Source organism: Rhizobium sp. 18065 (genome assembly GCF_902706095.1).
In the GTDB taxonomy this organism is placed as follows: Bacteria; Pseudomonadota; Alphaproteobacteria; order Rhizobiales; family Rhizobiaceae; genus Allorhizobium.
Genome location: NZ_CACSJP010000016.1, coordinates 41,468 through 58,634, shown reverse-complemented (window position 1 = coordinate 58,634; position 17,167 = coordinate 41,468). Strand labels below are relative to the sequence as shown.

Sequence of the window (17,167 nt, the reverse complement as noted above, 5' to 3'; positions counted from 1 at the left end):
GAAGGGGTATTTCCATGCTTCAAAGAGTTATCAGGGTGGGTCGGCTGATCTTCCTGTTTTGCTTCGTCCTCGCTGGCGGGTTTTCACTCGCCGGCATCATCGGTCCGCGCACCGCGTGGGCGATCGTAGCAACCGTATGGGCCGCGATCGCTACGCTGGTTGCGTGCATCCTGCTCTGGGAGAAGGAAGAAGGCAGCTTTATTCGCTTGTTCGATGGTGATGACGAATGACCGGCTGCACCGTCGTTACGTTCCCCGGCAGCGGTCCAATCACGGAAACCACGCGACTGCCGCCGGAAATCTCCAAGGTTGAGATTGACCGGCTATGCGAGACGATCGAGGCCGCGAGCTCCGCTGTGCTCGATTGTGGCGCCGCGCTGCGCTGGATCCGCTCTGGCAAGGCCATGACCGACGACAACCACGTCATCAACGGCGAGACGCTGTGCTCTCTCCTGGGGGCAGCTCTGGCGGTGTCCCTGCTCATGGGTAGCCGCAACAGCGAAATGCCGCTCCAGCGGGAAATCTACAAGTGGCTCGAAAAGGAGAACACCCATGCCTAAGACTTGGCCCGCGGGCATTCTTTTGGGTGGCTTCCGATGCATCCCGGCCAAGAACGACGGGTGGATCATAACATCCGAGCCCCAATCTCAGGGCTATATGTCGGAAACGCTCTTTGCATTCTCGAATGAGGCGGACCTTCTGGCATTCCTGATTAGGGAATTCAGGCCGGCTGATGAGCCTTTCGCCGGGGGAAGCGGCTTCTTAGGGCAGCTTGCCGGAAAATCGGCGGTTCCCGCATGATCACCGCCTATCCGCTCACATGGCCCGCTACAATGCCGCGACGCAAAGCAACGCGCGAAAAGGGTGCGTTCAAGACGTCGTTGGCCGGCGCGCTGACGAACGTCCGCAACTCGTTGCACCTGTTTGGCCGCGACAGCGGTAAGACAACCGGAAATCTGGTCATCTCGTCGAACGTGTCTCTGGGTGAAACGAAGCCGTCGGACCCGGGCGTCGCGGTCTGGTTCGTCTGGGATGGCATGCAGGTTTGCATCCCTGTCGATCGCTATCTGACCGTCGAGGCCAATCTGCAGGCGATCCACCACATCATCGAAGCTCGCCGTGTCGAAATGCGGCATGGCACGCTGGCGCTGGTTCGAGCGTCGTTCACCGGCTTCGTCGCACTTCCGGCACCAGCTACACCGCCGCACTGGCGCGAGGTTCTCGGCATCGGACCTGGTGTGGTCGAGACGAAGGCGATCATCGAAGATCAATTCAAGCGCATGCTGAAAAAGAACCACCCCGACATGCCCGGTGGATCACATGACGCAATGGCCGAGCTCAATCAGGCGCGAGAGGATGCGCTGCGGGAGATCGGCCAATGATCCACCCTTCCCTCCCTATGCTTGCGCTCTCCGTCCGCCAGCCATGGGCCCACTGCATCATCCATCTGGGAAAGCCGGTCGAGAACCGCAAATGGTCGAACAAGGTGCGCGGCGAAGTCTGCATCCACGCGTCGCTTTTCAACAAGATCGAAGAGTGGATGAAGGCGCTTTCCACCTATCAGGCCACGCGGCCGGGCTGTGAAGCGCTGAAAGCCTTCCCGCCGAGCAACACACTGCTTCGCGGCGGGATCATCGGTACCGTCGAGATCGTCGATGTCGTGACGCAGAGCGACAGCCCTTGGTTCTCCGGCCCCAAGGGCTTTGTCCTGGCGAACCCCAAACCCTGCGATTTCATCCCCGTCAAAGGCCAGCTCGGATTTTTCGACTGGCGCAAGAACCTCAGTGAGGCCACCGATGCCTGACCACATCAATATCCAGCATCCCGAATACCGGGAGAGCCGCCTCCGCGACGCGATAGGCCTGGCGCAGCTCGAGGCGAAGGTCCGCACGCTCGAGTCGCACATCGCGGCTGCTAATTCCGATCTCGAATCGATCTTCACCCGCATTGAGCGGGGGGATCAATGCGAGCTCCACATGAAAACCGGCGAGGTCTACGTGATTAGAGGGAAGCTTAAAGATGAGTGACCTATCCGCCCAGCGCCTCCCCGTCATCCGCTGCGCGATGTGCCACAAGCCGGTTGATCGGATCTTCGTTGATCACAACGAACACATGATGGTCATCGACATCACAGTCTGGTGCCATGGCGACACCGACAAGATGCAACTCACCCAGAAGTTCATGGCTGAAATCGGCCGCGAGGGCGAGCAGCAGATCTTCACCCGCGGCGGCGTGGCCTTCCAATCCAAACTTCTGACCGAAGCGCCGAAGGAGCTGCGTCATGCATGAACCCCGCGCTATCCATGGGAAATGCACCGACTGCGGCAACGTTTTTCGGGTTATCGAGCTGCCGGCTCCGCTGACAGCTGCCGCCGAAGCAATGCGACGCGCCACCTGCACCAGATGCGGATCGACAAAGCGGATCGTGATCGCTCGCGACGAGGAGGTCACCAATGGCTGAAACATCAGCGATCGAGTGGACCGACGCCACGGTCAATTTCTGGTGGGGCTGCACCAAGGTCTCGCCCGGTTGCGACCATTGCTATGCCGAGAGCTGGAATGCGTTTCGCGGGAACGGCGAATGGGGACCAGGTGCGCCGCGGCGAGTGATCAAGGGCGCCGCCGGGCTGCTCAAGACGCTGCAGCGCAAGTCGACTGCCTTCTATCAGGATCATCACCGTAAGCCGCGCGTGTTCATGTCGTCGATGTGCGACCTGTTCGACAATGAGGTGGATGCCGACCTGCGCCTGCCCGCTCTCCGAAGTGCTGCCGAAGCACCGGGCATGCATATCCAGATGCTGACCAAGCGCGTTGGCAACGTGTTGCCCATGGTGCCGCCAGAATGGGAAAAGCAGTGGCCCCAGCACATCGGCTTGATGATCTCGGTCTGCACCGAGCGGGAGGCGAAGCGCGATATTTGGAAATTGCGGTCGCTGAAAGAATTCTACCGCATTCCGTGGGTCGGGATCAGCATGGAGCCGATGCTTGCGCCGATCAACCCGCCAGACCTTAAGGGCATCGATTGGATCATCGTGGGCGGCGAGAGCGGCAAGAACTCGCGCCCGCTTCACCCGGCATGGGTCGCTCATATCCAGCGCGCCTGCAAGGATGCCGGCGTCGCCTTCTTTTTCAAGCAGTGGGGCGAGTGGCTGCCCGACGGCGAGGCGGCAGCGGACGTGTTTCAGTCCCTGCGCCGCGCCGGGGTCGAGACGATGGAGCTGCACGCCGATCCGAGCCCGTTTGCCACGGTTCGCTTTGATACCCGCACAATGTATAGGGCCGGCAAGAAGCGCTCCGGCGGCCTTCTGAACGGAGAGCTGTTCCACGCCTTCCCGAAGGAGCTGCAGCTATGAGTGCCAGCCCCAAGCCCGTTCGCGCCTTCGCCGTCCTGGAACTGGGTGAAAACACCGGTGGCATCATATTCGCTCGCCATGCCATCGCTGCCCGTAAGTCCGGTGCTTGCGAATACAGCGACGGCGACATCACCAGTGTGGAGTGCCGGCGGGCGCATTGGGCCGACCGGTACGCTGACCAGCGCATTGTTCCGGCAGCGGATGCCATTGCGCATGGCTGGCGTTTTGAGTGCCACGGCTGCGGCGAGACGATGGACCTAGGTTGGCTCTATGACAATGATCTGCCCGTCGAAGGCGTCATTGGCTCGATGGATGGCTGCCAGTTCTGCTGCGCAGAGTGCAAGGAGCGCGACGCGACGCTGAAACGCCAGCAGAAAGCATTGGGTGACGAGTTCATCGAGACCCTGCGCGCGATCGTGATCCGTCGGTTCGGCAATGTCGAGTTCTGCTCCGAGGCGTTCAAGCCACATACCTACGTCATCGAGCAGGCCGGCGCGCTGAGCATCGGCCAAGCCTCCCTGTCGTTCAACTTTCCCGGCCAGATCTACGCCCCTGCGACGGTCATATACGACTGGCCCTACAGCTTCGCGTGGGACGGCCGAGGGCCGGTGAAACTGAAATATTCGTGCGTCAACGGCGACAAGCTCGCCTTTGAAGCCTTCGCCGCGGCAACAAAAGAGAGATAGCGCACATGATCCCCGACTACCGCCCAGATATCTGCATCTACCACGGCGACTGCCTCGACGGCTTCGGTGCAGCGTGGGCGATCCACCTGAAATGGGACCGATGCGATTTCCGGCCCGGTTGGTATGGCAAGCCCCTGCCCCTGGACGGCATTGATGGCAAGCACGTCCTCTTCGTCGACTTTTCGGCGTCTGAGGTCGAGCTGCTCGGCGTTGCGCACCGGGCGGCATCGGTTGTGGTGCTCGACCATCACAAGACGGCAGAAGCGGCGCTGCAGCGTTTCATCATGCCTGGCTTTTCCATCGACCAGTGCAATTGGGCACTTTCCGAGAGATCAGAACAGGGATTGGCGCCGCTTGTTGCCTTCTTCGACCAGAACCAGTCCGGCGCCACCATGGCGTGGGAACTAGCATCGCAAGGCGGCGACTACCATCTGCCAGAATTGTTGATGTACATCGCCGACCGGGATCTCTGGAAGTTCCATTTCGGGGACACGACACGGGCTGTCTGCGCGGCGATCCAGAGCTACCCGATGGATTTCGCGGTCTGGGACGAGTGGCGCCACTGGCGCTCGGGCGGCCACCAGTTGGTCGCGCAAGGAGAGGCCATTCTGCGCGCCAACCGCATGACGGTTGAAAAGCTGCTCGCCGATGTGCGCTGGCAGATGATCGACGGCCATAACGTGCCGACCGTCAACGCACCCTACCAGTTTGCCAGCGATGCTGGCCACGCTCTGCTGGCTCGCTATCCAGAAGATCCTTTCGCCGCCACGTACTTCATCCGGGCTGATGGCCGCATCCAGTGGTCGCTTCGCTCTGAGGACGGTCGCCAGGACGTCTCCGAGATCGCGACAGCGAATGGAGGCGGTGGACATCGAAATGCTGCGGGTTTCACCTCGACCTACATGTTGTACGGCATCGATCATGGGAGCGAGTTTTGACCCAGCTCGAAAAGCTCAAGTGGCTTCTACAAGACGCATGCGATCTTCTGCAGGACCAGCGCGACGAGATTTTCGCCAGCCACCAGGTCAACGGCAAAATCGAAGTTACCGACGTGTTTTCAGCCGCTGCAGATAGGCTCGTCCGGGAGATCGACGATGTGATCCAGGCGGCAGCGAAAGCGATTAACGGAGAACACCCGTGATCACAGCCGATCTCCCCTATTTCCACGGTGGATTCGGCGGTCTCTCCGTCGGCCAGATCGTCCTGCCTCCGAGTAGATCAGGGGCGCCGAGCACCGCCAGCTTTGGCGCGGCAGCGGTCTGTAACAGGGATGCCGTCTACGTCACGCCTGACTTCGAAGCCGCCATGATGTTCGCCTGCGCGCATCAGTCCGGCCGCGGCAAGGTTTATCAGGTCGAACCGATCGGGGAGCTAGCAAGAGATCCGGACGCCAAGGGCGATGGCTATTCGTTCGAGTGCCCGGCCGCCCGCGTGGTCCGTGTTTTCAAGATCAGGGGAAAGATCATCCGCAAGACGCAGAAGATGCTGCTGGAGGGCACGCTTTGAGAGTTCAACAGCAGAGCCACACCTATTTCCACGGCACCCACAAGGGCGCGACGATCGAGATCGAGCGGGTCCACGACTTCCATGATCACCATTTCTACATCCGGGTCCGCTGGAAGGACGGCGGCCACCTCTACGACGGGTACTCGCCGGCCGGCATCACCACGATGGCCGAGGCCAAGCGTGATGCGGTTCGTGGCGCGTGCCTGGACGAGGTGCAGCCATGACAGACCGGATTTCATGCTGCGTTCCCTACTGCCGGCGCACGACGATCGGCAAAGGTTTCAATGAATGGATCTGCGGCAAGCATTGGCCGCTGGTTCCTCGATCGACGAAAGCGGCATGGCGCACCACGAAAAAGCGGGTGCGCGCCGTGATCAGGCGAAAGCCGGAATACCGTGAGTGGTGGCTGTTTCCGTCCGGTTCGCCGGCGCGGCTGTCAGCCGTGAAGATGTGGCGACGCCACGACAACGCATGGGAGCGCTGCAAGCGCGAAGCAATTGAAAGGGCAGCAGGGATATGAGCAAAGAAGTAAAATCAAATCGGACCGGCCTGGTCAAAAAAGCCGTGATGCAGGCGATCATCGCTTGCAGCCATGAAATCAACCACGACGCGGTAGTCCTGAAATTCAGTCGCCAGCAGATGGGGCACAACGCATACAATCAGCTTGGCCTTCGGGTTGAAGCTGCCATCGCGGTGGCTCTCCTTGACACGATTCCGTCGGACGATGGCCGCATCGCCACCTGCGAATCGTGCGGCAACGGCATCATGGAAGGCCAGACCTACCACACTGGTCCGGACGTGGACTTCTGCCACGACTGCAGCCCGACGTTTGCGGACATGCTTGCCAATCCCGCCAGCTTCATCACTGACGGCGACGAACACATGACGCCGGACCAGGCGCAGGAGATCTACGACAAGCACATTGCTGCCGGCGGCTCACCCGATGACCGGATGGTACATCACCCCGGAACGGATCAGCAACCATTCCCGACGTTTGACCTGGTGGAGCGCCAAGCGGCATCGGTTGCCGCGATGGTCACAGAGTATGTCGAGGGTGGTCTCAAGGGTAAGACAGACTGGCGAAATGGGCTTGAAACCATAATTTTCGCCCGCCTTAAACGGCTGGAAGCTTCCCGAGAATTTTTGGCAGAGGTGAACGACAAGTCGCACCCTCGCTTCATCGCCGGCTACACCGCCGGTCTCAATGACGGTCGTTTGGAGCGGCAGCGCCAGCCCTCACCAAATTTGTTCGGATGGCGGCCGATCGCTTCCGCACCTAAGGACGGGAGCGACTTGCTCCTGTCCGCCGCGAGCTGGCACGGCGATGTAGTTGTCGGCTGCTGGAGCTTTGAAGGTTGGCGGGACCGTGACGACACCGATGCGCTTGAACCGACCCACTGGATGCCACTACCTGCGGCGCCGAACGAAAATGAGCCTGACGCATCGGAGGGCTCGAAATGAAGATCGCCTCTCAGCACGCATGGAAAGATAAAGATTACCAGCCCCGTCACGACTGGACGGGCGACACGCTCGTGCAGTGGGGCGCTAGCGGTATCGTTCTCGGGAAAAACCCGTACAGCACCGCGTTCTTCGAAGCGTTTCCAGACGAGAAGCTATCGACTGCCGGCGGCTTCATTCGCGGAGAAGGGGCTACGATCGAGGAGGCGGAAGACAACGCCTACGCCAAGTTCGTGAAGCAGAACGGCTGCAATCACCTCTGGGGTCGCGAGACCTATCGCAACAGCGGTCAGCTTTGCCGCCACTGCCGAGCGTTCCGCTGCAACGAGGTGAAGGAAGTCGTCATCCTTGGAAGGCACCGGAGGCCGCTTGAGTGGTATGAGGCTCATAGCCTCGAGATGGACAGCGACGGCTCTTGGCTGCGCATCATGCGGTTGCGCGCGAAGCTGTTCGGCATCACCGAACGGCCACCGAGAGCCACAGTGGTCGACGAATTCATCGCTGCCATCGCGCCGGATTTAGCATCGGAGGGCGCCACCCATGAGTAAGCAGGTCAATCGTTCCCTGAAAGACAAAGCCATGGACCATATCGACCACACCTTGGGGCGCCCGGTCGATCCTATGGTCGAGAGCTATCGCAACTACTTCGCAACGGACCCCGAAAGCGAAAACGGGAAGGCCTTTGCAGCTTCCCCCTATTGGGACACCAACGGCAAAACCGAACCAGGTCGCATGGCCTATTTCTTCGTCAACGAAGCTGGACGGAAGGCGCTCAAACGGCACCTGAAAGAGATTGGTGACAAGCACCGCGTCTACGCGGTCACATATGAGGGCCTGACCTCAAGCATCGTAGCGGTCTCGGCAGCGAAAGCGAAATACAGCCTCTGGCTGGATATTTCGGATTGCTTCTGCGACCTGACTTTCAACAAATTCTGCCGTTCGGCAACCGTGAGGATCGCAGCATGACCGATCAGCGAGAGTTATTCGAATCCGCCGTGATCTCCCGCCTCAAAGAGAGTGGCTTCCTCGAAATCGAGATCCGCACCGAAAGCCTCACGCGTTGTGGCGACGGTTATCAGGACGAGGTCATAAACGCGGGCTGGCATTACTGGAATACCGCTCTTGCCGCCACCCCAGCGCCCTCATCACATGTGGCGGGCATCATCACCCCGCAAGAGATCCGCCAAACGGCCGCTTGGGAATGCATCGAAGAAGAGCTTCGCGACGAACTGAGACGCGCTGCAGATGCCTTGGAGGCGTCGGAAAAGGAAGCCGGTCGCCTTCGCAAATTGGTCGAGCGCCGCGATGAGTTCATCATCGGCAAGAGCCTGTGGGACGATTTCAAAGGGGCAAACCATGAAGCAGAATAAGCACGACGACATGTGTCCTTGCACCCGGTTTCGCGCTCAAGATGAGTTCTGCACCTGCGGAGCGGTCGCCCGTGACGAGATCGTGAAGGATACCAGTCGCCGGTTCGGTGAGCGCCTTCGCGAGATCCAGCGGACCCCATCGCCTCAACCGAATTTGAGCGGGTGGCAGGACATCAGCACCGCGCCAAAGAACACGAAGGTTCTGGCCGCATATCGCAACGAGGTTGGTAACTGGCGCATCGTGACGGCCTGCTACCACACGCAGCTTGAATGGTCGGATGAGTACGGCGACCACGAGCAGGAATACGCTCCGGAAGATTGGTATGAGGAGAACGATAGCTCCGAAGTCATCTATCCGTGCAGCCGTCAGCCAACGCACTGGCAGCCGCTACCCGCCCCGCCCACCACCACGGAGGGCTCGGCAGGATGAGCATCGTTCGCGACAATCTCATGACCCGCAAGGGCTACACGCCGTACTGCGGCAACGAGCACTGCCGGTTAAACATGCCGCGCACTCGCTACATCAGCGGTCAGTTCCAGTGCGGTTGTGGCTGGCGCTCTTCTTTCGAGGCGGAGTTCATCACCACCTACGAGGCGAAGTGGGTCGACCCAGCGCCCCAACCGAGGGAGGTGGGGAATGAGTGAGGCGATGCTTTGCGTCCGATGCGGTGAAGTTCGCGCAATTGTCGTGGTCGCCGACGATGACCTATTCCGCGAAACGATCGCAGAGTGGGCAATGGATCCAGCAACTGAGGCCATCATCAGAACGGACATTGAAACCGCTCGCGCGTCGTTATTGCGGCCAGCAGCAGACCTCATCAAGCAAAACCAATCATGTGACACGAGGGAAATGGCCCCCTGATCGCATCAATCCGGAGAGCAGTTCGCCGAGGTCTTCCGCCGCTGATGAAGGCTAAGGCCGGCGCTGCTGGAGCAAGTACAGTGCAGCAATCACAAGCAGCGCCGCGATAGCCATCTGGCCGCTGGCCTCTGCTTGTAGATCCCAAATTTGAATTCGAAGAATGTCGGAGTTCATAGGCGCACCTCTCGCTAAAAGAAACGGTGCTGCCTGCTGCTGCGCAGTATGTTGGGCAATGGTTGTCTACACAAGGGGTAGAACGTGAACGAAATATTAGCTGCCGCAATTAGTGCGCTTGGTGTGGATAACGTGGGTAACTATCAACGTCTTCTAAATCAAAGCATATTTACGAGCATTATTCGGTACGGTTTCGGTAAATCACCGAGGCGTCATCACCTCTTTGCACCGGTCCCAATACTCCTCGACCAATTGGGTGGCCTTTCGTGCCGTGGCAGCATACCCGGCCACCGGTGACGGTGGGGTTCCTTTGTGCGTGCGCGGGAATGAGCCAGCCCAATGCCACTTACCCTTCGTTGGACCGTGCTCTTCCTTCCGAATACGGCCAATGTAGGCGGCACCATCGAAGCCGCACCAGTCGAGATCAGTTGGTGGGTCATTCTCGTCAAGCTGTGTCTGGCGCCACTGGTATTTGGGCTGGTAGAGGCCTGTCATATCGACATCCTAGCCGAATTTTTCGGGATCAATTTATAGGTCGCGCCTTATACAGGTGCTGCAATGTATGGGTATCGTGGGCATTTCAAGCACTGAAAAAACGGGGTACTAAACGGGGTATCGCAGAATTTTTCAGAATTCTAATCGTATAGTTTTCAATGGCTTGATTGGCTGGAATCGACGGACACCTCTTCCGCCACATTCGATGTCAATTCTTGACGCCAGTGATCTTCACCTAGCCAAGGACGCCGTCTCTCGCGAGATGCGCAACATACAGTTTTGACGCACTCCGATCTGCCAAGCGTGCAGTTCCCCCGCGGCCACCCCACATCAGAACACTCATGTCATGTGCGACCTACTTCCCGTAGACACCAATTCCGATGGCAATCGTGACGTAAAGCACACAGCTCCCGACGACAACACCGGCAAAGACTCCGGCTGCCAACCCCGATCTTTTGGCCATGAAGACCGCCGCCGCAGGAGGTCCCAGCAACAAGCCGAACACCTGCACCACACCGATTGCGCCATAGTTGAGGTTGTGGAGATTGGCTGCCGAAAGCCAGAGTAAGAAAATCCAAAGAAATAGGCCGCCGAAGACGATCAAGCCAGCGCATGCACCCAGAATCCAGCCGTATGATTTCCGCACGTTGCGCAACTCCCAAAGGGCGGGAGGCAGCGCAAGAACCCACGGTATGATTTCAATCCATGTCGACATCGGCGGACTTTGGCGCAAAGATGTTTCCGGCCCGTGAAGGCGTCAATGCGACATCGTGGCATGGCCATGCACCGCCGAGGCACAGCCCGTCACCCACCCCCATCTTGACTCCTGCGCCCGCCATGTCACCTTTTCACCCACCGCAGGCCGTTTGGGAGAACGTCCTCGGGCGACCATGGGAGGAGACACTATGACCTGGAAGATACTTCTGAAGGACGGAACGCGTCACGGCATTTCGGGTGACATTCATTTCGAAACCGTACGCGGCACAAAGCGGGTGTCGCCCAGCGTCATCGACGGCGACCCCGATACATTGATCCACGCCGTCGAGCAGCACGAGATCGTGCTGGAATCGCCGCATGGCCACCATCATCGCGCTGCGGTCGAGATGGTCAGCGGCAAGTGGCGCGTCGTCGGTCTCTGACCCAGATCGCTATCGGAAATCACCCGCAAATCTGAGCAATTGCCTCGCATCCGGCGCGGCCGCCAGCGCAGCGTTGGCGGCGCGCCCTTCTCGCGGCGGCGGTGAAATGCGGCAAATTTGCCGCAATGCTTAAGATTTTAACGTCCGGTTTAGCCGGGCCGGAACTGCTTGTGCCTTAGTGTCGTTGTTACTCGGACACATGGGGACACGTCATGAGATACATCTTCATCCTGCTGATCGCGAGCGTGCTCAGCATTCTGGCCTTCAAATATTCCGACAACTCGCTCGGTACCGGCCAATTGATGGCATCGCCTGTTCACGGCGTCACCACGCAGAACTGACGCTTGGCAAAAGCCCAAGTCCAAGTCCAAGCCCAAGCCAAAGGAAAGGCCAAGGCCTAGCCGAGAAAACTTTCCAGCCATTCCGGCGACAGTTGGCTCTCAAGTTCACCCGCCACCTCGTCCAGCGCTGCATCGACGCTTTGCCGGTAATTCACGCCGCCGCCGTTAATGCCGAAACTCTCCAGCAGATGCCGGCGATAGTCGTCGCTCGCAAACAACCCGTGCAGATAGGTGCCGCTCACCCGCCCGTCGGCTGAGCTTGCGCCGTCTGGCCGTCCTTCGATGTCAACCATCGGCCGGTCGCAGTCCGGCCCGGCCGTCACGCCGAGGTGTATCTCGTAGCCTGACAGCGCAACGTCATAGGCGACAGACCGCGCCGCGCTGTTGCGCACGGTCTTTTCCGGCGCCATCTGTGTGTCGACATCCAGCAGCCCGAGACCGTTGACCTGTCGCGGCGCGCCTTCGAGCCCGAGCGGATCCGCAACGGTCCTCCCCAGCATCTGATACCCGCCGCAAATTCCGATCACCCGGCCGCCGCGCCGCACATGCGTGGCAAGATCCCGGTCCCAGCCATGGCTGCGAAACTCCTCGAGATCGGCGATCGTCGATTTTGATCCGGGCAGGATGACCAGCCCGGCATCGGCCGGCAGTGCCTCGCCGGGCCGCACATAGACCAGGTCGATTTCGGCTTCGGCACCGAGCGGGTCAAGGTCGTCGAAATTGGCAATCCGCGACAGGACCGGAACCGCCACTTTCAATGCCCCGCCCTTGCCGCGCACCAGCCGTTCCAGAGCAACGCTGTCTTCCGCCGGCAGCCGTCCTGCGGCCTTCAGCCAGGGAACGATGCCAAAGCAAGGCCAGCCGGTGAAATTGCCGATAGCCTCGACCCCATCCGCAAACAGCGTGACGTCGCCGCGGAACTTGTTGATGATGTAGCCGGCGATCTGTCCGCGATCCTCCTCGGTCAGGATCGTATGCGTGCCGACCAGCGAGGCGATCACGCCGCCGCGGTCGATGTCGCCGACCATGATGACCGGCACCCCTGCCCGCGTCGCAAAGCCCATATTGGCAATATCCCCGGCCCGCAGGTTGATTTCAGCCGGCGAGCCGGCCCCCTCGACGATCACCAGGTCACGGCCGGCCTTCACCTGCTCGAAGCTGTCGAGCACTGCGGCCATCAGTTGCGGCTTCAGTCTCTGGTAGTCACGGCCCTTCGCCTGGCCGAACACCTTGCCCTGCACGATGATCTGGCTGCCGGTCTCGCTTTGTGGCTTGAGCAGCACCGGGTTCATGTGCACGGACGACGGCGTACGCGCCGCCAGCGCCTGCAGCCATTGCGCCCGGCCGATCTCGCCGCCGTCATCGGCCACTGCCGCATTGTTCGACATGTTCTGCGGCTTGAATGGCGCGACCTTCAGTCCGCGATTGGAAGCCAGCCGGCAGAGCCCGGCAACCAGTATCGTCTTTCCGACATCCGAGCCGGTTCCCTGCAGCATGATCGCCCTGGTCATTGCATCCTGTCCTGTCTGCGCCGTCCTAAAAAAACGCTATTTTGCCGTGCTTGTGCCGCAATTCCTCGGGCTGAATTGCCGGAAATGCGACACTGCGACAGCCTGCCGCGGACCTTTCTTCATGAAACGCTCAAATGCGACATCGAATGCCGATAAATGTCGTTGCGCGAACCATCGAGAGTGATTATCTGCCATTCGAAACCAGCGCTCCGCAAGAGAAGCGCGGCCCCTCAAGGAAACACTCCATGCTCTATATCCTGCGCAACCACAATAGTCTCGCCATCGCCTGGAACGGCCGCGCGCCGCAGCTGGAAACGGTCGCCCGCTGGGAAGTTCGTGACCCGCGCATTCCGGTTGTTGCAAAGCGCTGAGACTGGCCGTTTGGCCGGTACACGACCGATCGTCGGTCGGCACACATGTTCAGCCATGGGCTGAAAAAACAAACGCCCCGGGACGCAATACAGGATCCGGGGCGCAACCGGCATAAACGCGCCGGCCCCTCCATCTATCGGTTCAACCGTTACCGGATGGTTATTTTTGCCCGAGCGGCGATTTTTTTTGACATTTTTTGACTTTCTGCGCGGACCACCGGAAGCACCTGTCTGTGCCGCAACCAGAATAGCTGAGGTCTTATCTGGAGGGGCGGTGCGATTGGCTTTGCGATCCGTCTTGCGTCCCTGCCTGCGCATTGTGCGAAACCTCCTCACCGCCTTCCTAAAATGCGGCAAAATAAGTCGCTCCAATGGGTTGTTCCACGGCCACGCTCTGGCCTGAGCTGTTTCGAGAGGTTGATTTCCTCATCCAAAGACGTAGGCTGCTGTTACGAAACAGGCCGACCGGGCAATTTTCCTGCCCCAAAGACAAGGCCGCTTCGTACGCGGGGTGTTGGTGTATGATCGGCGCGTATCGCGCCCGCACTCCACGACAGGAACCATTGGCAGGCCGGATCAGCAGTAACCGTCCATGCCCTTCCCGATGAACGCTGCTGATAAGACTGGGAGGTCTTAACTCCATGAAGAAGCTCCTCGCTTCCACTATCCTCGCTGCAGGTCTCTATGCTGCTGCCGGTTCTGCTCAGGCTGCAGATTGCGGTGACGTCTCGATTGCGGAAATGAACTGGGCATCGGCGGGTGTTGCCGCCTATGTCGACAAGATCATCCTCGAAAGCGGCTATGGCTGCACGGTGACCATGGTCACCGGCGACACCATGCCGACCTTCGCCTCGATGAACGAAAAGGGCCAGCCGGACATGGCGCCCGAATTCTGGGTCAATGCCGTGCGCACGGCGCTTGACACGGCGATTGCCGAAGGCCGCCTGATCCAGGCAGCGCCGCTTCTCTCGGACGGTGGCGTTGAAGGCTGGTGGATCCCCAAGTTCATCGCTGACGCGCATCCGGACATCAAGACCGTTCAGGACGCGCTGGCGCATCCGGAACTCTTTCCGGCGCCGGAAGACCCGTCCAAGGGCGCTGTGACCAACTGCCCGTCGGGCTGGAACTGCCAGGTTTCGACCGCCAACCTCTACAAGGCGCTCGGCGCCAAGGAAAAGGGTTTTGAGCTGATCGACACCGGCTCTGCTGCCGGCCTCGATGGCTCGATCGCCAACGCGTTTGAAAACAAGACCGGCTGGTTCGGCTACTATTGGGCTCCGACCGCCATCCTCGGCAAGTACGAGATGGTCAAGCTGTCCTTCGGCGTCGATCACGACAAGGCGAACTGGGATGCCTGCACCGCGGTTCCGGATTGCCCGGATCCGAAGGTCAACGCCTACCCGATCTCTGACGTCTATACCGTCGTAACCAAGGGCTTCTCCGAAAAGGCCGGCGTTGCCATGGATTACGTCAAGACCCGCAAATGGGACAACCAGACGGTCGGCAAGGTTCTCGCCTGGATGGGTGACAATCAGGGCACCAACGAGGACGGCGCCAAGCACTTCCTCGAGAACTATGCTGACATGTGGACCACATGGGTGGCCCCGGACGTGGCCGAAAAGATCAAGGCCAGCCTCTGATCGATCATTTGCGACGGGCCTTCGGGCCCGTCGTTCATTTCAGCCATGCGGCAAGCCGCAACCCGCCATCAGACGGTGCCAAACGTCGCAGACAGCATGAATTCCTCTGTGGAACTCGGTTAACTTGCCAGCGACCTTGACCGCAAAAGCGGCGCATAGCCATCATGGCCAGTTTTTGCTCGGCCCGGCATCGCTCGTAAGTGGGGGGACAGTAAGGGGAAAAAGATGGCTTCAGTCCTATGCAATTACGTGCCGGAATTGCTGTGCAAATTTCCGCAAATCGACCAGACGCTGATGCGGGAGGCGCGAAAACTGATCGACGATAACTTCAAGGCCTTCGTCCGCGCCTACGGCTATATTCTCGATGCAGCGGTGCAGCCGTTGCAATGGTTCCTGAACTGGCTTCAGGCGCTGTTTGTCGCCACGCCATGGTTCATCGTCATTCTCGTCATGACATTGATCGTCTATGTCGCCAGCCGCAATGGCAAGATTGCCGTGGGCACCGCCTTGTCGATGCTCGCCATCGGCTTTGTCGGCCTGTGGGAAGACACGATGATCACGCTGGCCATGGTCACGGTCTGTACGTTGATTTCCATCGTCGTCGGCATTCCGATCGGCATCCTGATGGCCCGCTCGGAACGTGTGCAGTCGGTGATCAATCCGATCCTCGACGTCATGCAGACCATGCCGAGTTTCGTCTATCTCATCCCGGTCGTGATGATCTTCGGCATCGGCAAGGTGCCCGGCCTGATCGCAGTCGTCATGTATGCGGTTCCACCGATGATCCGCCTGACCAATCTCGGCATTCGCCTCGTCGACCGTGAGGTGCTGGAAGCGGCCGATGCATTCGGCTCGTCGCCCAGCCAGAAACTGTTCAACGTGCAGATCCCGCTCGCCTTGCCAACCGTCATGGCCGGCATCAACCAGACCATCATGATGTCGCTGGCCATGGTTGTCGTGGCATCGATGATCGGTGTTGGCGGCCTCGGCAAGAACGTGCTGCAGGCGATTTCCAACCAGTTCCTGACGATCGGCTTCCTCAACGGATTTGCGCTGGTCGTCATCGCCATCATTTTCGACCGCACCAGCCAGGCCTATGGCAAGCGACTGCAGCGTCATACGGAGGTTGTCCATGGCTAGTCACGGCATTGAAATTCGCGGCCTCTACAAGATTTTCGGGCCGCGCGGCGAAGACTATATCGAGGCAGCCAAGGCTGGCATCTCGAAGTCCGAACTGAACGAGAAACACGGCCATGTTCTCGGCCTGAAAGACATCAACATTTCCATGCCGGCCGGTGGCATCACCGTCGTCATGGGCCTGTCGGGTTCCGGCAAGTCGACCCTCATTCGCCACATCAACCGGCTGATCGAGCCGACCGCCGGCGAAGTGCTCTACGACAATGTCGATGTCTGCCGCATGACGCAACTCGAACTCAGGGATTTCCGTCGCCAGAAAACGGCGATGGTCTTCCAGAAGTTCGCCCTGCTGCCGCATCGTACCGTGCTGGAAAACACCGTCTATGGACTGGATATCCAGGGCATGGACCGGTCGAAGAGCGAGGCCATCGGCCGCCGCTGGATCGAGCGCGTCGGCCTGACCGGTTTCGAGCAACACTACCCCAACCAGCTGTCGGGTGGCATGCAGCAGCGCGTCGGTCTTGCCCGTGCCCTGTCCAATGACGCCGACATCCTGCTGATGGACGAGGCCTATTCCGCCCTCGACCCCTTGATCCGTGTCGACATGCAGACCGTGTTGCTCGATCTGCAGCAGGAACTGAAGAAGACAGTCGTCTTCATCACCCACGATCTCGACGAGGCGCTGCGCCTCGGCGACAAGATCGCCATTCTGCGCGACGGTGAGGTGATCCAGCAGGGCACAGGCCAGGAAATCGTCCTGAAACCGGCCGACGACTACATCAGTTCCTTCGTCAAGGAGGTCAACCGCGGCCGCGTCATCCGCGTCGATACCATCATGTCGCCCTTTGTCGGGGCAGCGGACGGGATCGCCATTCCGCGCAACACGGTCCTGGAAACCGCCGCCAAGCTGATGATCGAGTTCAACCAGACCAGCGCCAAGATCGTCGACGATCATGGCGCGCCCATAGGCATGATCGATCTGCAGCAGATCATCTCGTCTATGGTAACCCCGGTGAACCACGAGGAAAAGCCGCTCGCGGCTGAATGACGGCTTGCTGACTATGTCACGATCGGTCCCGTTGGCCCTCTGCCGTCGGGACCGTTTTTCTTTTAGTCGTTGAAGTC

At 59.8% G+C, this 17,167-nt stretch carries 30 protein-coding genes; 28 read left to right on the top strand and 2 right to left on the bottom strand.

Annotation, left to right across the window (positions count from 1 at the left end; genetic code table 11):
• Positions 1-14: 14 nt before the first annotated feature.
• The 22 genes from GVK95_RS23775 (at position 15) to GVK95_RS23670 (ending at position 9,942) form a co-directional block, all read left to right on the top strand.
• Complete coding sequence (locus GVK95_RS23775; RefSeq protein WP_159953163.1) at positions 15-230, top strand: hypothetical protein; 216 nt, start codon at positions 15-17, stop codon at positions 228-230.
• The gene (locus GVK95_RS23770) at positions 227-559 is read left to right on the top strand and encodes a hypothetical protein (RefSeq protein WP_159953162.1); all 333 of its coding nucleotides are present in this window, start codon (positions 227-229) and stop codon (positions 557-559) included. The genes GVK95_RS23775 and GVK95_RS23770 overlap by 4 nt, the downstream gene beginning before the upstream one ends.
• Positions 560-832: 273 nt before the next feature.
• A complete protein-coding gene (locus tag GVK95_RS23765) occupies positions 833-1,381 on the top strand; it encodes a J domain-containing protein (RefSeq protein ID WP_244618884.1) in 549 nt (182 codons plus the stop codon).
• On the top strand, positions 1,378-1,803 hold the full coding sequence (locus GVK95_RS23760) for an ASCH domain-containing protein (RefSeq protein WP_159953160.1): 426 nt from the start codon (positions 1,378-1,380) through the stop codon (positions 1,801-1,803). Before GVK95_RS23765 ends, GVK95_RS23760 begins: the two co-directional genes overlap by 4 nt.
• The gene (locus GVK95_RS23755) at positions 1,796-2,026 is read left to right on the top strand and encodes a hypothetical protein (RefSeq protein WP_159953159.1); all 231 of its coding nucleotides are present in this window, start codon (positions 1,796-1,798) and stop codon (positions 2,024-2,026) included. The genes GVK95_RS23760 and GVK95_RS23755 overlap by 8 nt, the downstream gene beginning before the upstream one ends.
• Positions 2,019-2,288: a hypothetical protein gene (locus GVK95_RS23750; protein WP_159953158.1), complete on the top strand. Its 270-nt coding sequence runs from the start codon at positions 2,019-2,021 to the stop codon at positions 2,286-2,288. Before GVK95_RS23755 ends, GVK95_RS23750 begins: the two co-directional genes overlap by 8 nt.
• On the top strand, positions 2,281-2,460 hold the full coding sequence (locus GVK95_RS23745; RefSeq protein WP_159953157.1) for a hypothetical protein: 180 nt from the start codon (positions 2,281-2,283) through the stop codon (positions 2,458-2,460). The genes GVK95_RS23750 and GVK95_RS23745 overlap by 8 nt, the downstream gene beginning before the upstream one ends.
• Positions 2,453-3,352: a DUF5131 family protein gene (locus GVK95_RS23740; RefSeq protein WP_159953156.1), complete on the top strand. Its 900-nt coding sequence runs from the start codon at positions 2,453-2,455 to the stop codon at positions 3,350-3,352. Before GVK95_RS23745 ends, GVK95_RS23740 begins: the two co-directional genes overlap by 8 nt.
• The gene (locus GVK95_RS23735; protein WP_159953155.1) at positions 3,349-4,038 is read left to right on the top strand and encodes a hypothetical protein; all 690 of its coding nucleotides are present in this window, start codon (positions 3,349-3,351) and stop codon (positions 4,036-4,038) included. The genes GVK95_RS23740 and GVK95_RS23735 overlap by 4 nt, the downstream gene beginning before the upstream one ends.
• A gap of 5 nt (positions 4,039-4,043) precedes the next feature.
• Complete coding sequence (locus GVK95_RS23730) at positions 4,044-4,976, top strand: phosphohydrolase (protein WP_159953154.1); 933 nt, start codon at positions 4,044-4,046, stop codon at positions 4,974-4,976.
• On the top strand, positions 4,973-5,179 hold the full coding sequence (locus GVK95_RS23725; protein WP_159953153.1) for a hypothetical protein: 207 nt from the start codon (positions 4,973-4,975) through the stop codon (positions 5,177-5,179). Before GVK95_RS23730 ends, GVK95_RS23725 begins: the two co-directional genes overlap by 4 nt.
• Positions 5,176-5,544: an NAD(+)--rifampin ADP-ribosyltransferase gene (locus tag GVK95_RS23720; protein ID WP_244618883.1), complete on the top strand. Its 369-nt coding sequence runs from the start codon at positions 5,176-5,178 to the stop codon at positions 5,542-5,544. The genes GVK95_RS23725 and GVK95_RS23720 overlap by 4 nt, the downstream gene beginning before the upstream one ends.
• The gene (locus GVK95_RS23715; protein WP_159953152.1) at positions 5,541-5,768 is read left to right on the top strand and encodes a hypothetical protein; all 228 of its coding nucleotides are present in this window, start codon (positions 5,541-5,543) and stop codon (positions 5,766-5,768) included. Before GVK95_RS23720 ends, GVK95_RS23715 begins: the two co-directional genes overlap by 4 nt.
• The gene (locus tag GVK95_RS23710) at positions 5,765-6,064 is read left to right on the top strand and encodes a hypothetical protein (RefSeq protein WP_159953151.1); all 300 of its coding nucleotides are present in this window, start codon (positions 5,765-5,767) and stop codon (positions 6,062-6,064) included. The genes GVK95_RS23715 and GVK95_RS23710 overlap by 4 nt, the downstream gene beginning before the upstream one ends.
• Positions 6,061-7,005 (top strand): DUF551 domain-containing protein, encoded by a 945-nt coding sequence (locus tag GVK95_RS23705; protein ID WP_159953150.1) that lies wholly within the window; start codon positions 6,061-6,063, stop codon positions 7,003-7,005. Before GVK95_RS23710 ends, GVK95_RS23705 begins: the two co-directional genes overlap by 4 nt.
• Positions 7,002-7,550, top strand: a complete 549-nt coding sequence (locus GVK95_RS23700) for a hypothetical protein (protein ID WP_159953149.1) — start codon at positions 7,002-7,004, stop codon at positions 7,548-7,550. The genes GVK95_RS23705 and GVK95_RS23700 overlap by 4 nt, the downstream gene beginning before the upstream one ends.
• 31 nt (positions 7,551-7,581) lie before the next feature.
• Positions 7,582-7,968: a hypothetical protein gene (locus tag GVK95_RS23695; protein WP_244618882.1), complete on the top strand. Its 387-nt coding sequence runs from the start codon at positions 7,582-7,584 to the stop codon at positions 7,966-7,968.
• Positions 7,965-8,372, top strand: a complete 408-nt coding sequence (locus tag GVK95_RS23690; RefSeq protein ID WP_159953147.1) for a hypothetical protein — start codon at positions 7,965-7,967, stop codon at positions 8,370-8,372. The genes GVK95_RS23695 and GVK95_RS23690 overlap by 4 nt, the downstream gene beginning before the upstream one ends.
• Positions 8,359-8,802, top strand: a complete 444-nt coding sequence (locus GVK95_RS23685) for a DUF551 domain-containing protein (RefSeq protein WP_159953146.1) — start codon at positions 8,359-8,361, stop codon at positions 8,800-8,802. Before GVK95_RS23690 ends, GVK95_RS23685 begins: the two co-directional genes overlap by 14 nt.
• Complete coding sequence (locus tag GVK95_RS23680) at positions 8,799-9,017, top strand: hypothetical protein (RefSeq protein ID WP_159953145.1); 219 nt, start codon at positions 8,799-8,801, stop codon at positions 9,015-9,017. Before GVK95_RS23685 ends, GVK95_RS23680 begins: the two co-directional genes overlap by 4 nt.
• Positions 9,010-9,234 carry a hypothetical protein gene (locus tag GVK95_RS23675; RefSeq protein WP_159953144.1) on the top strand — a complete coding sequence of 75 codons (225 nt, stop codon included), beginning with the start codon at positions 9,010-9,012 and terminating at the stop codon, positions 9,232-9,234. The genes GVK95_RS23680 and GVK95_RS23675 overlap by 8 nt, the downstream gene beginning before the upstream one ends.
• A gap of 513 nt (positions 9,235-9,747) precedes the next feature.
• Positions 9,748-9,942: a hypothetical protein gene (locus GVK95_RS23670; RefSeq protein ID WP_159953143.1), complete on the top strand. Its 195-nt coding sequence runs from the start codon at positions 9,748-9,750 to the stop codon at positions 9,940-9,942.
• A 316-nt stretch (positions 9,943-10,258) separates the two neighbouring features.
• On the opposite strand, the gene GVK95_RS23665 is transcribed toward GVK95_RS23670, so the two are convergent.
• Complete coding sequence (locus GVK95_RS23665) at positions 10,259-10,636, bottom strand: hypothetical protein (RefSeq protein WP_244618881.1); 378 nt, start codon at positions 10,634-10,636, stop codon at positions 10,259-10,261.
• A 172-nt stretch (positions 10,637-10,808) separates the two neighbouring features.
• Here GVK95_RS23665 and GVK95_RS23660 point away from each other — a divergent pair, with 172 nt between their 5' ends.
• Positions 10,809-11,042: a hypothetical protein gene (locus GVK95_RS23660; protein WP_159953142.1), complete on the top strand. Its 234-nt coding sequence runs from the start codon at positions 10,809-10,811 to the stop codon at positions 11,040-11,042.
• A gap of 212 nt (positions 11,043-11,254) precedes the next feature.
• Entirely contained in the window at positions 11,255-11,383 is a 129-nt protein-coding gene (locus GVK95_RS25410) for a hypothetical protein (protein ID WP_280178096.1), read from the top strand.
• Between the two features lie 56 nt (positions 11,384-11,439).
• Here the strand turns inward: GVK95_RS25410 and GVK95_RS23655 are convergent, their stop codons facing one another.
• On the bottom strand, positions 11,440-12,894 hold the full coding sequence (locus GVK95_RS23655; RefSeq protein WP_159953141.1) for a cobyric acid synthase: 1,455 nt from the start codon (positions 12,892-12,894) through the stop codon (positions 11,440-11,442).
• Between the two features lie 245 nt (positions 12,895-13,139).
• Here GVK95_RS23655 and GVK95_RS25405 point away from each other — a divergent pair, with 245 nt between their 5' ends.
• The 4 genes from GVK95_RS25405 to GVK95_RS23640 all read left to right on the top strand — a co-directional run bounded on the left by GVK95_RS25405 (position 13,140) and on the right by GVK95_RS23640 (position 17,090).
• Complete coding sequence (locus tag GVK95_RS25405; protein WP_280178095.1) at positions 13,140-13,265, top strand: hypothetical protein; 126 nt, start codon at positions 13,140-13,142, stop codon at positions 13,263-13,265.
• 641 nt (positions 13,266-13,906) lie between these two features.
• Positions 13,907-14,905, top strand: coding sequence for a glycine betaine ABC transporter substrate-binding protein (locus GVK95_RS23650; RefSeq protein WP_159953140.1), 999 nt, complete (start codon positions 13,907-13,909; stop codon positions 14,903-14,905).
• Positions 14,906-15,130: 225 nt separating this feature from the next.
• On the top strand, positions 15,131-16,045 hold the full coding sequence (locus GVK95_RS23645) for a proline/glycine betaine ABC transporter permease (RefSeq protein WP_159953139.1): 915 nt from the start codon (positions 15,131-15,133) through the stop codon (positions 16,043-16,045).
• Positions 16,038-17,090 (top strand): glycine betaine/L-proline ABC transporter ATP-binding protein, encoded by a 1,053-nt coding sequence (locus GVK95_RS23640; RefSeq protein ID WP_159953138.1) that lies wholly within the window; start codon positions 16,038-16,040, stop codon positions 17,088-17,090. Before GVK95_RS23645 ends, GVK95_RS23640 begins: the two co-directional genes overlap by 8 nt.
• Positions 17,091-17,167 lie beyond the last annotated feature (77 nt).

Excerpts from the sequence above, each read along its gene's own strand:
- GVK95_RS23650 (WP_159953140.1), top strand. The coding sequence starts at position 13,907 with ATGAAGAAGCTCCTCGCTTCCACTATCCTCGCTGCAGGTCTCTATGCT.
- GVK95_RS23760 (WP_159953160.1), top strand. The coding sequence starts at position 1,378 with ATGATCCACCCTTCCCTCCCTATGCTTGCGCTCTCCGTCCGCCAGCCA.
- GVK95_RS23765 (WP_244618884.1), top strand. The coding sequence starts at position 833 with ATGCCGCGACGCAAAGCAACGCGCGAAAAGGGTGCGTTCAAGACGTCG.
- GVK95_RS23655 (WP_159953141.1), bottom strand. The coding sequence starts at position 12,894 with ATGACCAGGGCGATCATGCTGCAGGGAACCGGCTCGGATGTCGGAAAG.
- GVK95_RS23675 (WP_159953144.1), top strand. The coding sequence starts at position 9,010 with ATGAGTGAGGCGATGCTTTGCGTCCGATGCGGTGAAGTTCGCGCAATT.
- GVK95_RS23705 (WP_159953150.1), top strand. The coding sequence starts at position 6,061 with ATGAGCAAAGAAGTAAAATCAAATCGGACCGGCCTGGTCAAAAAAGCC.
- GVK95_RS23775 (WP_159953163.1), top strand. The coding sequence starts at position 15 with ATGCTTCAAAGAGTTATCAGGGTGGGTCGGCTGATCTTCCTGTTTTGC.
- GVK95_RS23710 (WP_159953151.1), top strand. The coding sequence starts at position 5,765 with ATGACAGACCGGATTTCATGCTGCGTTCCCTACTGCCGGCGCACGACG.
- GVK95_RS23730 (WP_159953154.1), top strand. The coding sequence starts at position 4,044 with ATGATCCCCGACTACCGCCCAGATATCTGCATCTACCACGGCGACTGC.
- GVK95_RS23735 (WP_159953155.1), top strand. The coding sequence starts at position 3,349 with ATGAGTGCCAGCCCCAAGCCCGTTCGCGCCTTCGCCGTCCTGGAACTG.
- GVK95_RS23745 (WP_159953157.1), top strand. The coding sequence starts at position 2,281 with ATGCATGAACCCCGCGCTATCCATGGGAAATGCACCGACTGCGGCAAC.
- GVK95_RS25405 (WP_280178095.1), top strand. The coding sequence starts at position 13,140 with ATGCTCTATATCCTGCGCAACCACAATAGTCTCGCCATCGCCTGGAAC.
- GVK95_RS23640 (WP_159953138.1), top strand. The coding sequence starts at position 16,038 with ATGGCTAGTCACGGCATTGAAATTCGCGGCCTCTACAAGATTTTCGGG.
- GVK95_RS25410 (WP_280178096.1), top strand. The coding sequence starts at position 11,255 with ATGAGATACATCTTCATCCTGCTGATCGCGAGCGTGCTCAGCATTCTG.
- GVK95_RS23645 (WP_159953139.1), top strand. The coding sequence starts at position 15,131 with ATGGCTTCAGTCCTATGCAATTACGTGCCGGAATTGCTGTGCAAATTT.
- GVK95_RS23670 (WP_159953143.1), top strand. The coding sequence starts at position 9,748 with ATGCCACTTACCCTTCGTTGGACCGTGCTCTTCCTTCCGAATACGGCC.
- GVK95_RS23770 (WP_159953162.1), top strand. The coding sequence starts at position 227 with ATGACCGGCTGCACCGTCGTTACGTTCCCCGGCAGCGGTCCAATCACG.
- GVK95_RS23750 (WP_159953158.1), top strand. The coding sequence starts at position 2,019 with ATGAGTGACCTATCCGCCCAGCGCCTCCCCGTCATCCGCTGCGCGATG.
- GVK95_RS23685 (WP_159953146.1), top strand. The coding sequence starts at position 8,359 with ATGAAGCAGAATAAGCACGACGACATGTGTCCTTGCACCCGGTTTCGC.
- GVK95_RS23755 (WP_159953159.1), top strand. The coding sequence starts at position 1,796 with ATGCCTGACCACATCAATATCCAGCATCCCGAATACCGGGAGAGCCGC.
- GVK95_RS23660 (WP_159953142.1), top strand. The coding sequence starts at position 10,809 with ATGACCTGGAAGATACTTCTGAAGGACGGAACGCGTCACGGCATTTCG.
- GVK95_RS23680 (WP_159953145.1), top strand. The coding sequence starts at position 8,799 with ATGAGCATCGTTCGCGACAATCTCATGACCCGCAAGGGCTACACGCCG.
- GVK95_RS23740 (WP_159953156.1), top strand. The coding sequence starts at position 2,453 with ATGGCTGAAACATCAGCGATCGAGTGGACCGACGCCACGGTCAATTTC.
- GVK95_RS23700 (WP_159953149.1), top strand. The coding sequence starts at position 7,002 with ATGAAGATCGCCTCTCAGCACGCATGGAAAGATAAAGATTACCAGCCC.
- GVK95_RS23695 (WP_244618882.1), top strand. The coding sequence starts at position 7,582 with ATGGACCATATCGACCACACCTTGGGGCGCCCGGTCGATCCTATGGTC.
- GVK95_RS23690 (WP_159953147.1), top strand. The coding sequence starts at position 7,965 with ATGACCGATCAGCGAGAGTTATTCGAATCCGCCGTGATCTCCCGCCTC.